Below are 13,610 nucleotides of genomic sequence, written 5' to 3'. Positions count from 1 at the left end.
CATGCTTCAGGCGGCAGCTCAGCCGCCCATGGCCTGCTGGCTCGCGATGCGCTGCAGGAAGATCGCCGCGATCGTCAGCAGGAAGCCCGTCCACCACAAGGGCGAGCGCAGGCTCTTGCCGCTGCCGAGCGGCTCGGCCTGCCCCTTGCCGGAAAGCCGCATCATGATCGGCCAGGCAAAGCAGGCAAGCCCGGCAATGCCGAGGAACAACGCGATCTGTTCGAGGCTCGGTGTCGTCATGCCCTTACGCTCGCAAATGCCGGCTTCGTCGGGAAGGCCGGTCCCAGTTTCAGGGCCCGCAAGGGATCGCCATACAGCCCCGCGACGAGCAGGGCCAGCTGCCGGTCTATCCCCGGCAACCGCGCCAGAGGCGGCACGAGCCGGTCGCGCAGCAAGGGCAGCACGTAGCTGTCGGACTGGTAGAAGGGCGTGAACAGGCGGCTTGCCGCCTGATAAAGCCTGACATGGAAGCGCCGCAGCTCCGCATAACGCTCCAACGCGCCGGCAATATCGGCAGCCTCGTTCACCGCCACGGCCAGCGCATAAGCATCAAGCAAGCCCATATTGGCGCCCTGCCCGAGCTGCGGGCTGGTCGAATGCGCGGCATCGCCGATGAAGGCGAGCCCGCGCCCGGCCGGCACCGGCAAGGCATGATGTCGGTAGGAGGCCAGCAGCAATTTCTCGGATGACGTGATGGTCTCCAGCATCGGTGCCGTCTGCGGCCAATGCCTGAGCACATCGGCCTTCCAGGCATCGAGTCCCCGCGCCTGCCATTGCGCGTGCTCGGCCGGCTTCAGGCTCCAGAAGAACGAGGCGAGCAGCCTCTCATCCTCCGGCCGCCGGCCGATCGGCAGCACGCCGACCATCACGCTCGCCCTGTAATAGCGCTGCTCCAGCGCGTGAGGATCGAACCCCTCCGCCAGTGGCGCATTGGCCCAGACCGCGCCATAGGCCAGTGGGCGCTGCCGCACCGGCCTAAAGGCCCGGCCGATCAAGGGCGAGCGCGCGCCCGTGGCATCGATGGCAAGGTCGAAGGGACCGAGCCTCCGGCCATTCTCAAGGAGGAGCGAGACGTTGCCGCCACCGGTCTCCACATCCGCGACCTCGCAGCCGATCTCGACCGCGATGCCGCCTGCCGTCACCGCCGCGAACAGCGCCTCGAACAGGCTGCCGCGATGAATACCGAGCCCGAAGGCATCGGGCCCGAGCGCCGCATAGCGCACGTCGAGCACGACGGAGTCGGTGGTCGCTCCCAGCCCGTAGAGCCGGTCGAGCCGGCTGCCGCGCGCGATCAGCGCATCGGCAAGGCCGAGTTCGCGCAAAACGGCGAGCCCGGTCGGCTGGAGGATCAGGCCGGAGCCGAGCGGCTGCGGCGTCGCGAAACGCTCGACCAGCGTGACGCGGTGCCCGGCGCGCTCCAGCAGAAGCGCAGCCGCGAGCCCCGCCGGTCCACAGCCGGCGACCGCGATCTCGTAGCGACGTGTCACCGGCAGGAGCCGGTGGTCACATCGAGTCCGGGCCGCGGCTCATCGCGGCGATGCCGGTGCGCGAGACCTCGGTCAGGCCGACCGCCGTCATCGTCTTGATGAAGCGCTCGATCTCCTCGGTCGCGCCGGTCAATTCGAAGACGAAGGAGGTCAGCGAGGCATCGAGCACGCGCGCGCCGAAGGCGGAGGCGAGGCGCATCGCCTCGACACGGTGATCGCCCTTGCCGACGACCTTGACCAGCGCGAGCTCGCGCTCGACCGCCTCGCCCTGCTCGGTCAGGTCGACGACGCGATGCACGGGAACGAGCCGGTCGAGATGCGCCTTGATCTGGTCGATGACGCTGGCCGTGCCGGAGGTCACGACCGTGATGCGCGAGAGATGCTTCTCATGCTCGGTCTCGGAGACGGTGAGGCTCTCGATATTGTAGCCGCGGCCCGAGAACAGCCCGGCGATGCGGGCAAGAACGCCCGGTTCGTTGTCGACGATCACCGCCAGCGTGTGGCGCGCGACCGGCTGGGATTTCGGGGCATTCGGATAGTGAGTGGCGGGCTTCGACATGACGACCTGTGAGGCGGGTTGGAGCGGAAGAGAGTGGAATGATCAGCTGTGGCGGAGATCGACGAGGGCGGGTTCGTCCACCTCGTCCTGCGCGACGATCCAGGGTTCTACGAGCGCAGCAGCGAGCCACTCGCGATAGGCAGGCAGCGCGAGGATCGCGCGCATGTAGTCCTGGGAGACCGGATCGACCGCGATGCCATAGGTATCGAAGCGTGTGACGACCGGCGCGAACATCGCATCCGCCGCCGAGAAGGCGCCATAGAGGAAGGGCCCGCCGGCGCCGAAGCGCTCGCGCGCCTGCCGCCACAGCGCGGTCAGCCGTTCGACGTCGCGAGCGACGCCGGGGCCGCGATCGCGGGTGGCGAAGCGCTTGCCCAGATTCATCGGGCAGGTACTGCGCAGCGCCATGAAACCGGCATGCATCTCGCTGGAGACGGCCCGCGCATGCGCTCGCGCCGCAACATCGCGCGGCCAGATCCCGGCCTGCGGATGCGTGTCATGCAGATATTCGCAGATCGCCAGCGTCTCCCAGACGGCGACATCGCCATCGACCACCATCGGCAACGTGCCGCCGCTGCCGGGCGCCGCGGCGAAGACGGTCTCCTTGAAACCGGGCTCGTCGAGCGGGACGAGCTGCTCGGTGAAGGCGATGCCAGCCACGCGCATCAGGAGCCAGGCCCGAAGCGACCAGGACGAATAGCATTTGTTACCGATCAGAAGCTTCATGCCGCGGCAGCCTCCCACTCATCGACGAAATCGAGCGCCGCCGCGACATGCAAGGCCGTCGTGTCGAACACCGGCACGGCAACATCGCCCTGCGAGAGCAGGAGGCCGATCTCGGTGCAGCCGAGGATGACGCCGTCAGCGCCCTCCTCCCTGGCAGCGCGTGCAATTATGGCACGATAACGCTCGCGCGAGGCCGGCTCGATCCGTCCCCGGCACAATTCCTCGTAGATGATGCGGTGGACGTCGTCGCGCTCCTGGGCGGCCGGCACCAGCGCCTCCACCCCGAAGGCCCTGAGTCGGTCGCGGTAGAAGCCCTGCTCCATCGTGAAGCGCGTCGCCAGCAGAAGCGGCCGGCGTGACGGAGACGCCAGAACCGCCCGCGCCGTCACGTCGGCGAGATGCAGGAAGGGCAGCTTGGTAGCGGCGATGATCTGGTCCGCGACCTTGTGCATGGTGTTGGTGCAGAGCACGAGGCAGGAGGCCCCGCCCTGTTCGAGGCGGCGCGCGCTCGCGGCCAGCGCAGCACCGGCCGCGGCCCAGTCACCCTTTGCCTGCATTTCGGCGATGGGGGCGAAATCGACCGAATGCAGCAGCACATCGGCCGAATGCAAACCGCCCGAGCGCGCACGCACGCCCTCGTTGAGGAGCCGGTAATAGACCGCGGTCGACTCCCAGCTCATCCCGCCGATCAGACCGATGGTGGCCATGGTGTCCTAGCCCATTTCTCAGGGTCATCCCGGGCGCAGCGGCGCGGAGACCCGGGATCCATTCCGGAACGGTTCAGGAATGGATCCCGGATCGGCGCCGCTCGCGCGGCTTGTCCGGGATGACGGCTACAGGATTCGACCTCAGACGAGCTGCTTGCCCTTGGCGTCGATGATCTCGCCGGTATCGCCCTCGAAATCGGGCAGGATCATCTCGTTATGGGCCTTGCCCGACGGGATCATCGGGAAGCAGTTCTCTTCCTTGGCGACGAGGCAGTCGAAGATCACCGGGCCGGGCGTCTCGATCATCTCCATGATCGCGGCGTCGAGCTTGGCCGGGTCGGAGCAGCGGATGCCGTGGCCGCCATAGGCCTCGGCCAGCTTCACGAAGTCCGGCAGGGACTGCGAATAGCTTTCCGAATAGCGCCCGCCATGCAGCAATTCCTGCCACTGGCGCACCATGCCCATGTACTCGTTGTTGAGGATGAAGATCTTCACCGGCAGCCGATACTGCACCGCCGTCGACATCTCCTGCATGTTCATCAGGATCGAGGCCTCGCCGGCAACGTCGATGACGAGCGCCTTGGGGTGCTTCATCTGCACGCCGATGGCCGCCGGCAGGCCGTAGCCCATCGTGCCGAGGCCGCCCGAGGTCATCCAGCGGTTGGGCTCCTGGAACTGCAGATACTGCGCCGCCCACATCTGGTGCTGGCCGACTTCGGTCGTGATGTAGGTATCGCGATCCTTGGTCAGAGCGTGCAGGCGCTCCAGCGCATATTGCGGCTTGATGATCGTGTCCGAGTTCTTGTAGGCGAGGCTCTTGCGGCCGCGCCAGCCGTCGATCTGCGTCCACCAGGCGGCAAGCGCGGTCTTGTCGACCTGCGGGCTGCTCTCGCGCCAGATCCGGACCATGTCCTCCAGCACATGGGCGCAATCGCCGACGATGCCGATATCGACCTTGACCGTCTTGTTGATCGAGGACGGGTCGATATCGATATGGATCTTCTTCGAGCGCGGCGAGAAGCCGTCGATGCGCCCGGTGATGCGGTCGTCGAAGCGCGCGCCGATATTGATCATGACGTCGCAGTCATGCATCGCGAGGTTCGCCTCGTAGGTGCCGTGCATGCCGAGCATGCCGAGCCACTGCTTGTCGGCGGCCGGGAAGGCGCCGAGCCCCATCAGCGTCGAGGTGACCGGGAAGCCGGTCAACCGCGCCAGTTCGCGCAGCAGCACCGAGGCATGCGGGCCGGAATTGATCACGCCGCCGCCGGTGTAGAAGACCGGGCGCTTGGCTCCGGCGATCAGCTCGACCGCCGCCTTGATCTTGTTCAGGTCGCCCTTGACCACCGGGCGATAGGTCTTGTGCTGGTTGTCGCGCGGACGGCTATAGGCGCCCGACGCGAACTGGATGTCCTTCGGGATGTCGATCACGACCGGGCCCGGGCGGCCGTTGGCGGCGACATAGAACGCCTCGTGCAGGATGCGCGGCAGGTCGTGGATGCTCTTCACCAGATAGTTGTGCTTGGTGCAGGAGCGGGTGATGCCGACCGTGTCGCATTCCTGGAAGGCGTCCGAGCCGATCAGATGCGTCGGGACCTGGCCGGTGATGACGACGAGCGGGATCGAGTCGAGCAGCGCGTCGGTCAGACCCGTGACCGCATTGGTCGCGCCGGGGCCGGAGGTGACGAGAACGCAGCCGACCTTGCCGGCGCCGGAGCGGGCATAGCCCTCGGCGGCGTGGACCGCGCCCTGCTCGTGGCGGACGAGGACGTGCTTGACCTTATCCTGTTGGAAAATGGCGTCGTAGATCGGAAGTACGGCGCCGCCCGGATAACCGAACAGGTGCTCGACACCTTGATCCTGAAGCGCGCGGACGACCATCTCGGCGCCGGTCATCATCTCGCTCATTACGCTCTCCTGCGGCTGGTCTTTTTGTCTGTCTGGAATGCGGGCAATAAAAAAGGCCCTCGGAGGGGCCTGGGCGTGCGCTGGCGTCGGGGACGCCCGGTTCGAAAACCGGCCCCTACCAGCGCACCTCTACGAGAATAAGCTTGCGCATTGCGCACATGTTCCTTGACGAAAGTTGCCGAACGCTAACGGAGGCCGCGCAGCCGGTCAAGCGTTAACATGTGTGTGGATCGGCACTTCCGACGAGTCCTGAAAATGCCATGCCGCAAGGGAACACTTTCTCAATCCGTCGGCGCTAGGTTCTCCCCGCTCGAACCGGGACGGATATGTACTACGAGGTCCACACCGAGAATATCGCGGCCCGCGGCCACGCCCCGGAGATCGCGCGGATTCTGAACCGCTTCGCGCTTCATCGTCAGGACGGCGGGGTCGTCGGCTACGAGAAACTCGCCGCCGCGCTGCTGCCGGAATTCGGCGAGGACCTGATGATCCTGGAGCCCACCGGCGACGGCGACTATCGCTGGCTGCATTTCGGGCGCGAGATCATCCGCTATTCCGGCGCCAGCCGCCTCGGCAAGCGCCTCTCGGGCATGCGCGAGCACGTCGCCCGCTTTTCGATCGACAGCTTCGACCAGGCCCTGGCTGAGGACCGCCCGCTCTACACCGTGCATCGCTCGACCCAGACGGTACGCGTCGCCCTCTGGGAGCGCCTGGTCCTGCCCACCACGACCCGCGACGGCCGCCGCTTCATCATCGCCTTCAGCCGCCCGCTGCAGTTCCGCGAGGACCTGCTCAATGCCGTGCTGGACTCCTCCCCCAGCGGCATCGTCGCCTTGCGCGCCATCCGCGATGCGGCCGGCCAGATCGAGCAGGCCGTCGTTGTCACCGCGAACCGGCGCGCTGCCGAACTGAGCGGGCGCCCGGAAAACGACCTGCTCGACACCGATGGCCGTGAGAGCCTGCCCTTCCTATCCGATCCATCGGTCTGGCGTCGCTGCCTCTATGCCATTGACCTGCAGCGCGCCGACACGCTCGAGGTTTCCTTCACGCACGAAGACGCCACGACCTGGCTCAGGGTCGCAATCGCCCCGCTCGGTGACGGGCTCCTTCTCACTCTCACGGACATCACCGACCTGACGGTCGCCAACCAGACCTTGCAGATGCGCGCCGCGACGCTGGCGCTGGAGATCGGCCGCGAACGCGCGACCCGCCGCGCGCTGTCCGAGGAAATCGGCCTGCGCGAGGAGCGCGAGAAGGAACTGCGCCGCCTGGCGGAGACGGACCCATTGACGGCGCTGCTCAATCGCCGCTCCTTCACCGACAAGGCCAATGCCGCGATCGCGGCGAGCGAGGCGGACAGCACCGACATCGCCCTCATCATCGTCGACCTCGACCATTTCAAGCAGGTCAACGACACCTATGGGCACCCGGCCGGGGATGCGGTGATCCGCGCCTTCGCCGATCTGCTGCTCGGCCAGTTCCGCAACGAGCGCAACCTCGTCGGCCGCTTCGGCGGCGAGGAGTTCGGCATCCTGCTGCAAGGCTGCGACCTGGCTGCCGCCGCGGCAAGCGCCCGCCAGATTCAGGACGCCCTGCTCACCCGCTCCATGCCGGTCTCCGAAACCCTGGCGCTCAAGGTGACTGCGAGCCTCGGCATCGCCGCGCTTCACCCCGGCGAAACGCTGGCATCGCTGACCGCCCGCGCCGATCAGGCGCTCTATCGCGCCAAGAACGAGGGCCGCAACCGGCTCGGCCTCGCCGATCCCGCTCCCGTCGCCGAAGCGGCCTGAGGCTCAGAGCCCGAGACGCCGCACGGCCAGTTCCAGCGCAGCCTCCGGCGCGACGGCTTCCCACCCTTCCATCTGATGACGGAACCACGTCACCTGCCGCTTGGCATAGGCGCGCGTATCGGCCTGGCCCCGCCCGACCGCCTCCTCCAGCGTGATCGCGCCGTCGAGATGGGCGATCAGGCCCGGCACGCCATGGGCGCGCATGATCGGCAGGAGCGGATCGAGCCCGCGCTGCTTCAACCGCACAACCTCGTCGAGCGCGCCTTCGCCCATCATCGCCTCGAAGCGCCGGTCGATCCGCTCTCGGACCGCCTCGCGCTCGGGATGAACGAACAGCCGCAGCGTCGGCACATCGCCCAGCGGCCCCGGCTCGCGCTCGCCCTGGAAGCTCGCCAGCGAGCGCCCCGTCGCCTGGAAAACCTCCAGCGCCCGCATGATCCGCATCCGGTCGCTGGGGCGCAACCGCCCAGCCATCGCCGGATCGCAAGCGGCGAGCTCGCCATGAAGCGCGGCCGTCTCGCGCCCCTCGGCATCGGCACGGAAAGCGGCTCGCACCTCCTCCGGCACGGGCGGCATCGCCGAGAAGCCTTCGGTGACGGCCTTGAAATAGAGCCCGGTGCCTCCGACCAGGATCGGCAGCGAGCCGCTCACGCGCAGCTCCGCCAACAGTGATGTCACATCGGCGGCATAGCGCATCGCCGAATAGTTCACCGCTCCATCGACATGCCCGTAGAGGCGATGCGGAACCATCTCCTCTTCCGCCTCGCTCGGCCGGGCCGACAGGACGCGCAGATCGGCGTAGACCTGCATGGAATCGGTATTGACGACGGTCCCGCCGGTGCGGCGCGCGATCTCGATCGCCAGCGCGGACTTGCCGCTCGCGGTCGGACCTGCGATGAGCACCGCGCCGAATTGCCCTTCCGCCTTCACCCGGTTCCTCACATGCTCGTCGCCACACTCGTATCCGCCCACGGCCAGGCGCTGGTTGGCGAAGCCCTTCTCACCCGCCTTGCCCGCACCCTGCCCGGCATCACCGGCACGGCGGTGCTCGACGGCGAAATCGCTGCCGACCTCTTCGCGGAAGCAGCCGACGCACGCAAGCTCGAAGCCGACATTCGGGCCGCTCTGGGCGACGCCGCGATCGACGTCATCGTCCAGCCGGCGGCGACGCGCCGCAAGGCGCTGTTCCTCGCCGACATGGATTCGACCATGATCGGACAGGAATGCATCGACGAGCTCGCCGCCTTCGTCGGCCTCAAGGAGCATGTCGCGGCCATCACCGAACGCGCCATGCGTGGCGAGATCGACTTCGAGCCGGCCTTGCGCGAGCGCGTCGCCCTGCTGAAGGGCGTGTCGCTCTCTGTCGTCGGCGAGATCATCCGCGACCGCATCACGCTGACGCCGGGCGGGCGCGAGCTGGTCCGAACGATGCGGGCGAATGGCGGCTATACCGCCCTCGTCTCGGGCGGCTTCACCGTCTTCACCGGGCCGATCGGCCAGACCATCGGCTTCGACGAGCATCGCTCGAACACGCTTATCGCCAGTGACGGCATCCTGAACGGCACGGTCGCCGATCCGATCCTCGGCAAGCAGGCCAAGCTCGACGCGCTTATCGAGCTGCGTGCCCGTTTCAAGCTGGCACCGGAGCAGACCATGGCCGTCGGCGACGGCGCCAACGACCTCGCCATGCTCGGCGAGGCGGGGCTGGGCGCGGCCTTCCGCGCCAAGCCGGCAGTCGCAGCGGCTGCCGATGCCCGGCTTGACCACGCCGATCTCACCGCCCTGCTCTACGCCCAGGGCTACACGGGCAGCGAGATCGTCCGGGACTGATCAGTCGACGATGAAAAGTTTCGCACCGGTCTTGGTCGCGGAGCGATGCGCCTCGGCATTGTCGGCGACCTGATAGCTCATGCCGGCCCGCAGCGGCAGCACGCGGCCATCGGCGAGCGTGGTCTCCATCTCGCCTTCGAGGCACAGGATGATGTGCCCCTTCGAGCACCAGTGGTCGGCGACATAGCCGGGCGAATACTCGACCATCCGCACCCGGATGCGGTTGTCCTCGGGCCCGAAATACTGGACGCGCCAGGTCGCCTCGCCGCTGTCGCCGGCATGACGCTCCACGGGAATCGTCGCCCAGTCGGTGGTGACGAAGGGAATTTCGCTGAGCTTCATCTCGGTCTCTCCGGGCGCCGTCGCCAAGCTCTAGCCGTGTTTGACCGCCACGCACCAGCGCACGCGCCTCGCCGCCGCTCTGCGGACAGGACATGAAAAGGGCGGCCCGACCGGACCGCCCTTCGCATTCTAGCGCTTCTGCCGATCTCAGTTCATCGAGACGGCGACGAAGCGAACCTCGCCCTGACCGTTCGAGACGAGCAGGAGGGCGGATTTCTTGCCTTCCTTCTTCAGCGCATCGAGCCGCTTGGTCACGTCTGCCGGCGCGTTGACCGGCTCCTGGCCGACCTCGACGATCAGCTCGCCGACCAGGACGCGCTTGTCGGCGGCGTTCGAATTGGCATCGACCTTGGTGATGACCACGCCCTTGAGGCCGTCCTTGATCGAGTAGCGCTTCCGGAGCTCGTCCGTCTGCGGCGAGAATTCGAGGCCGAGCGCGCTCGTCACCACGGGCTTGGCCGGCTCGGCCGCGGGCTTGTTCGCCGAAGCCGACTGGACCTTCTCGCCATCCTCGAGGCGGCCGAGCTTGACCGTCTTGGTCTCTTCCTTGCCCTTGCGGACCACCACGAGCGGCACGTCCTTGCCGACCGGCGTCGCCGCGACGATGCGCGGCAGGTCGCGTGAATCCTTCACGTCCTTGCCGTCGAACTTGACGATCACGTCGCCGGTTTCGAGGCCGGCGGGCTTCGCCGGGCCCTTCTCGTCGATGCCGGCGACGAGCGCGCCGCGCGCCGAGCCAAGGCCGAGCGCCTCGGCCGTGGCGTCATCGACGGTCTGGATGCGCACGCCGAGCCAGCCGCGCCGGGTCTCGCCGAACTCCTTGAGCTGGTCGACGATGTTGGTCGCCAGCGTCGAGGGCACGGCAAAGCCGATGCCGACCGAGCCGCCCGTCGGCGACAGGATCGCCGTGTTGATGCCGATGACCTCGCCGGCCATGTTGAACAGCGGACCGCCCGAGTTGCCCTTGTTGATGGCCGCGTCGGTCTGGATATAGGTGTCGTACGGCCCCTGGCTGATGTCGCGGTTGCGGGCCGAGACGATGCCCGAAGAGACCGAGCCGCCGAGGCCGAACGGGTTGCCGATCGCCATCACGGGATCGCCGATCCGCATCTTGTCGGAATCGCCGAACTTGACGGAAGGCAGCGGCTTGTCGTGCTTCACGCGCAGCACGGCGAGATCGACCTTGCTGTCCTTGCCGATCACCTCGGCCTTGAGACGCAGGCCGTCGCTGAAGATCACGGTGATCTCGTTGGCGTCGCCGATGACGTGGTTGTTGGTGACCACGATGCCGGACGGATCGACCACGAAGCCGGAGCCGGCCGATTGCGAGCGGCGCTGCTGCGGCGCCTGGCGCTCACCCTGCTGGTTGCGGCGGTTGAAGAACTCCTCGAACAGGTCGCCGAAGGGCGTATCGGGGCCGAGCTGCGGCAGTTGCGGCAGGTTGCGGCCCTTCGTGTCGTTGGTCGTGACGGCCGCGATGTTGACCACCGCCGGCATGACCTTGTCGACGAGGTCGGCAAGCGAGGTCTGCCCCTGGAGGAGCGGCGTGTTGGCCTGCGCATGCCCCGGCGCCAGCACCGGCGAAGCCAGCAGCGCGAGGCCGGCGACGCCGGCAGCGAGAGCGATGCGGACAGGCCTGGCTGCGGAAAGGGTGTTCGATGCCATAGGGGTCCTCATGTTCGGAAGAATACGGGCCGATCGATGCAGGCAGGCGCGCCCGACGCCTCAAGGCAGACGGACGCGCCTGATGATTGAACTCCGAAATGCGGCGGAAGGGCGACGCACGATCATGTCATCGAACACGATCATGTGCCCGCCCCCGCTGCTACCAGACGCCGCGCGCGAGCCAGACCAGGATCACGCCCAGCACCGCCGAGCCGATGCCGATGAGCCGCATCCGGTCCACCGGCGTTTCAGCCGCGCTGCGCAGGGCATCCTTCGCCAGATTCGGGATCGCTGCGAAGAGAATACCCTCGATAGCGAAGACCAGGCCGAGCGCCGCGATGAAATCCAGCATTCGCGTCGCTCGCCTCGATCAGGGCCGGGCCGGCGCAGGCTGGGCAGGCGTGGCGGCAGCCGCGGCCTGGCCGTCCTGGCGCTGCGCGCTGGGGCCGTTGAAGAAACGGAAGAACGGCGAATCCGGCGTCAGCACCATCCGCGTGTCCCCCGGCTTGATGCTGGCTTCATAGGCCTGCATCGAGCGGTAGAAGGCGAAGAACTCCGGGTCCTTGCCGAAGGCTTCGGCGAAGACCTTGTTACGCTCCGCCTCGCCTTCACCGCGGATCACGTCGGAGCGCTGCTGCGCCTCGGCGACGATCACGGTCGCGTCCCTGTCGGCCCGGGCCCGGACTTCCTGGGCCTGCTGGCCGCCGAGCGCGCGCGCTTCCGCCGCCTCGCGCTGGCGTTCGGTCTGCATGCGCTGGAACACCGCAGCGGAGTTCGCCGCCGGCAGGTCGACGCGCCGCAGCCGGACGTCGACGACGGTCATGCCGAAGCGCGCCGCTTCGCGGTTCACGTCGTCGCGGATGCGGTTCATCAGGCGCGAACGCTCGGTACGGACCATCGCAATGAAGGACGCCTCCGCCAGCACCGAGCGGACGTTACCATTCACGATCGAGGCCAGCTGCGAGTTCGCACGCGGGATGTTGTTGACCGCCTGGTAGAAGCGCAGCGGGTCCGAGATGCGGTAGCGCGTGAAGGCATCGACCACGAGACGCTTCTGGTCCGAGGCGATGATTTCCTGCGCCGGCAGGTCGAGATCGAGGATGCGGTTGTCGAGCAGGGTCACCTGCTCGAACGGAGCCGGCAGCTTGAAATAGAGGCCCGGCGCCGTGACGACGCTGCGGACCGCGCCGAGGCGCAGCACGAGAGCCGATTGGGTCTGCGAGACCACGAAGGTGCAGGCGTACAGGACGACTGCGGCGGCGATGACCGCGACGAGAAGCGCCGCGCGCAACACGGAAGAGTTCATCGCTGAGCCCCTCCCTGCTGCTGGCCCGGCACCGGGCGACGCTGCTGTAGCTGGTCCAGCGGCAGATAGGGCACCACGCCCTGCCCGCCCGCGGGGTTGTCGAGGATGATCTTGTCGGTGCCGCCCATCACGCGTTCCATCGTCTCCAGGAAGAGACGCTCGCGCGTCACGCCCGGAGCGTTCTTGTACTGCTCGTAGACCGCGTTGAAGCGGCTGGCCTGACCACGCGCTTCGGCGACGGTCTGTTCCTTGAAGGCTTCCGCCGACTGGACCAGCCCGGCCGCGCGACCACGAGCCTCGGGCACGATGCGGTTGGCATAGGTCTGCGCCTCGTTGCGCAGGCGCTCCTGGTCGGCACGGGCCGCCTGGACGTCGCGGAAGGCGTCGATGACCTGCTGCGGCGGATCGACCTTCTGGAGCTGGACGAGGCGAATCTGCACGCCGGCATTATAGCCGTTGAGCGTCTCCTGCATCAGCTGGCGCACCTCGGTCTCGATCGCGCCGCGGTCGGTCGTCAGCACCGGCTGGATGTTGCGGCGGCCGATGATCTCGCGCATCGCGCTCTCGGCCACGGCCTTCACGGTGCCCGGCGGATCCTGGATATTGAAGACATAGTTCTCGGGCGCGGCCGGATCGATCTGCCACTGCACGATGAAGTCGATATCGACGATGTTCTCGTCGCCGGTGAGCATCAGGCTCTCCTCGGTGACGTCGGTCTGGCGCGAGGTGCGCACCGATTCGACCGTGCGGAAACCGACCTCGGTGGTGATGACGTTCGTCACCTGCGGCTTGACCACGCCACCGATCGGATAGGGCCAGTTCCAGTTCATGCCTTCGCCGGTCTTGCCGGCGAAACGGCCGAACACGACGTTGAGGCCGACCTCGTTGGGCCGCACGAAATAGATGCCGGAGCCGAGCCAGAGCAGGATCAGCAAGAGCCCGCCGATGATCAGGCCGCGCCCGCCGATATTGCCGCCCGGCACGAGGTTCTTCAGCCGGTCCTGGCTGCGCCGCAGGATCTCCTCGAGATCGGGCGGATTGCCGTTGCCGCCGCCCCCGCCTGAACCGCCGCCCCAGGGACCGCCGCCGCCATTACCTCCGCGCTGGCCCCAGGGTCCACCCCCGCCGCTGCCACCGCCGCTCTGATTGCTCCAAGGCATTCGCGAGCCGTTCCCTTTCGTTCTGTCGAGGCCGAGATAAGCAAATCACGGCCGCTTGTCAGCGCCTTCGAGCGAAGGCGTTGGGCTGACTTGGTCATGGGCCATGGATTCGTCAACGGCGCAAGCCATTCAT

Annotated in this window: 14 protein-coding genes; 2 read left to right on the top strand and 12 right to left on the bottom strand. The window is 67.4% G+C overall.

Translation table 11 applies throughout. The features are described from left to right. Positions 1-18 precede the first annotated feature (18 nt). The 6 genes from NUV79_RS18315 to NUV79_RS18290 form a co-directional block, all read right to left on the bottom strand. On the bottom strand, positions 19-240 hold the full coding sequence (locus NUV79_RS18315; protein ID WP_257734536.1) for a hypothetical protein: 222 nt from the start codon (positions 238-240) through the stop codon (positions 19-21). Next, positions 237-1,487 carry an FAD-dependent oxidoreductase gene (locus NUV79_RS18310; RefSeq protein WP_257734535.1) on the bottom strand — a complete coding sequence of 417 codons (1,251 nt, stop codon included), beginning with the start codon at positions 1,485-1,487 and terminating at the stop codon, positions 237-239. The genes NUV79_RS18315 and NUV79_RS18310 overlap by 4 nt, the downstream gene beginning before the upstream one ends. A 16-nt stretch (positions 1,488-1,503) precedes the next feature. Then, positions 1,504-2,046: an acetolactate synthase small subunit gene (gene ilvN / locus NUV79_RS18305; protein WP_257734534.1), complete on the bottom strand. Its 543-nt coding sequence runs from the start codon at positions 2,044-2,046 to the stop codon at positions 1,504-1,506. A 42-nt stretch (positions 2,047-2,088) separates the two neighbouring features. Then, a complete protein-coding gene (locus tag NUV79_RS18300) occupies positions 2,089-2,772 on the bottom strand; it encodes a glutathione S-transferase family protein (protein WP_257734533.1) in 684 nt (227 codons plus the stop codon). Next, the gene (locus tag NUV79_RS18295; RefSeq protein ID WP_257734532.1) at positions 2,769-3,479 is read right to left on the bottom strand and encodes an aspartate/glutamate racemase family protein; all 711 of its coding nucleotides are present in this window, start codon (positions 3,477-3,479) and stop codon (positions 2,769-2,771) included. Before NUV79_RS18295 ends, NUV79_RS18300 begins: the two co-directional genes overlap by 4 nt. Before the next feature lie 141 nt (positions 3,480-3,620). Further along, positions 3,621-5,384, bottom strand: a complete 1,764-nt coding sequence (locus tag NUV79_RS18290) for an acetolactate synthase 3 large subunit (RefSeq protein ID WP_257734531.1) — start codon at positions 5,382-5,384, stop codon at positions 3,621-3,623. 326 nt (positions 5,385-5,710) lie between these two features. Between NUV79_RS18290 and NUV79_RS18285 the strand changes: the two genes are divergently transcribed. Then, positions 5,711-7,174 (top strand): GGDEF domain-containing protein, encoded by a 1,464-nt coding sequence (locus NUV79_RS18285; protein WP_257734530.1) that lies wholly within the window; start codon positions 5,711-5,713, stop codon positions 7,172-7,174. Between the two features lie 3 nt (positions 7,175-7,177). On the opposite strand, the gene miaA is transcribed toward NUV79_RS18285, so the two are convergent. Then, positions 7,178-8,104, bottom strand: coding sequence for a tRNA (adenosine(37)-N6)-dimethylallyltransferase MiaA (gene miaA, locus NUV79_RS18280; RefSeq protein WP_257734529.1), 927 nt, complete (start codon positions 8,102-8,104; stop codon positions 7,178-7,180). Positions 8,105-8,116: 12 nt separating this feature from the next. On the opposite strand from miaA, the gene serB reads away from it, so the two are divergent. Continuing rightward, on the top strand, positions 8,117-9,004 hold the full coding sequence (serB, locus tag NUV79_RS18275) for a phosphoserine phosphatase SerB (RefSeq protein WP_257734528.1): 888 nt from the start codon (positions 8,117-8,119) through the stop codon (positions 9,002-9,004). Here the strand turns inward: serB and NUV79_RS18270 are convergent, their stop codons facing one another. The 5 genes from NUV79_RS18270 to hflK all read right to left on the bottom strand — a co-directional run bounded on the left by NUV79_RS18270 (position 9,005) and on the right by hflK (position 13,477). Beyond that, entirely contained in the window at positions 9,005-9,346 is a 342-nt protein-coding gene (locus NUV79_RS18270; protein ID WP_257734527.1) for a DHCW motif cupin fold protein, read from the bottom strand. 147 nt (positions 9,347-9,493) lie between these two features. Then, positions 9,494-11,011, bottom strand: coding sequence for a DegQ family serine endoprotease (locus tag NUV79_RS18265; RefSeq protein WP_257734526.1), 1,518 nt, complete (start codon positions 11,009-11,011; stop codon positions 9,494-9,496). 160 nt (positions 11,012-11,171) lie between these two features. Next, positions 11,172-11,363: a DUF2065 domain-containing protein gene (locus NUV79_RS18260; RefSeq protein ID WP_257734525.1), complete on the bottom strand. Its 192-nt coding sequence runs from the start codon at positions 11,361-11,363 to the stop codon at positions 11,172-11,174. Positions 11,364-11,381: 18 nt separating this feature from the next. Beyond that, positions 11,382-12,317, bottom strand: a complete 936-nt coding sequence (gene hflC / locus NUV79_RS18255; protein WP_257734524.1) for a protease modulator HflC — start codon at positions 12,315-12,317, stop codon at positions 11,382-11,384. After that, positions 12,314-13,477, bottom strand: a complete 1,164-nt coding sequence (hflK, locus tag NUV79_RS18250) for an FtsH protease activity modulator HflK (RefSeq protein WP_257734523.1) — start codon at positions 13,475-13,477, stop codon at positions 12,314-12,316. Before hflK ends, hflC begins: the two co-directional genes overlap by 4 nt. Positions 13,478-13,610 lie beyond the last annotated feature (133 nt).

The organism is Allobosea sp. 47.2.35 (genome assembly GCF_024655635.1).
Classification (GTDB): domain Bacteria; phylum Pseudomonadota; class Alphaproteobacteria; order Rhizobiales; family Beijerinckiaceae; genus Allobosea.
The sequence above is the reverse complement of the archived record's forward strand: the minus strand, read 5'-3'. Positions and strand labels throughout refer to the sequence as shown.

Excerpts from the sequence above, each read along its gene's own strand:
- NUV79_RS18300 (WP_257734533.1), bottom strand. The coding sequence starts at position 2,772 with ATGAAGCTTCTGATCGGTAACAAATGCTATTCGTCCTGGTCGCTTCGG.
- NUV79_RS18295 (WP_257734532.1), bottom strand. The coding sequence starts at position 3,479 with ATGGCCACCATCGGTCTGATCGGCGGGATGAGCTGGGAGTCGACCGCG.
- NUV79_RS18260 (WP_257734525.1), bottom strand. The coding sequence starts at position 11,363 with ATGCTGGATTTCATCGCGGCGCTCGGCCTGGTCTTCGCTATCGAGGGT.
- hflC (WP_257734524.1), bottom strand. The coding sequence starts at position 12,317 with ATGAACTCTTCCGTGTTGCGCGCGGCGCTTCTCGTCGCGGTCATCGCC.
- ilvN (WP_257734534.1), bottom strand. The coding sequence starts at position 2,046 with ATGTCGAAGCCCGCCACTCACTATCCGAATGCCCCGAAATCCCAGCCG.
- NUV79_RS18315 (WP_257734536.1), bottom strand. The coding sequence starts at position 240 with ATGACGACACCGAGCCTCGAACAGATCGCGTTGTTCCTCGGCATTGCC.
- hflK (WP_257734523.1), bottom strand. The coding sequence starts at position 13,477 with ATGCCTTGGAGCAATCAGAGCGGCGGTGGCAGCGGCGGGGGTGGACCC.
- NUV79_RS18285 (WP_257734530.1), top strand. The coding sequence starts at position 5,711 with ATGTACTACGAGGTCCACACCGAGAATATCGCGGCCCGCGGCCACGCC.
- NUV79_RS18265 (WP_257734526.1), bottom strand. The coding sequence starts at position 11,011 with ATGGCATCGAACACCCTTTCCGCAGCCAGGCCTGTCCGCATCGCTCTC.
- NUV79_RS18270 (WP_257734527.1), bottom strand. The coding sequence starts at position 9,346 with ATGAAGCTCAGCGAAATTCCCTTCGTCACCACCGACTGGGCGACGATT.
- NUV79_RS18290 (WP_257734531.1), bottom strand. The coding sequence starts at position 5,384 with ATGAGCGAGATGATGACCGGCGCCGAGATGGTCGTCCGCGCGCTTCAG.
- serB (WP_257734528.1), top strand. The coding sequence starts at position 8,117 with ATGCTCGTCGCCACACTCGTATCCGCCCACGGCCAGGCGCTGGTTGGC.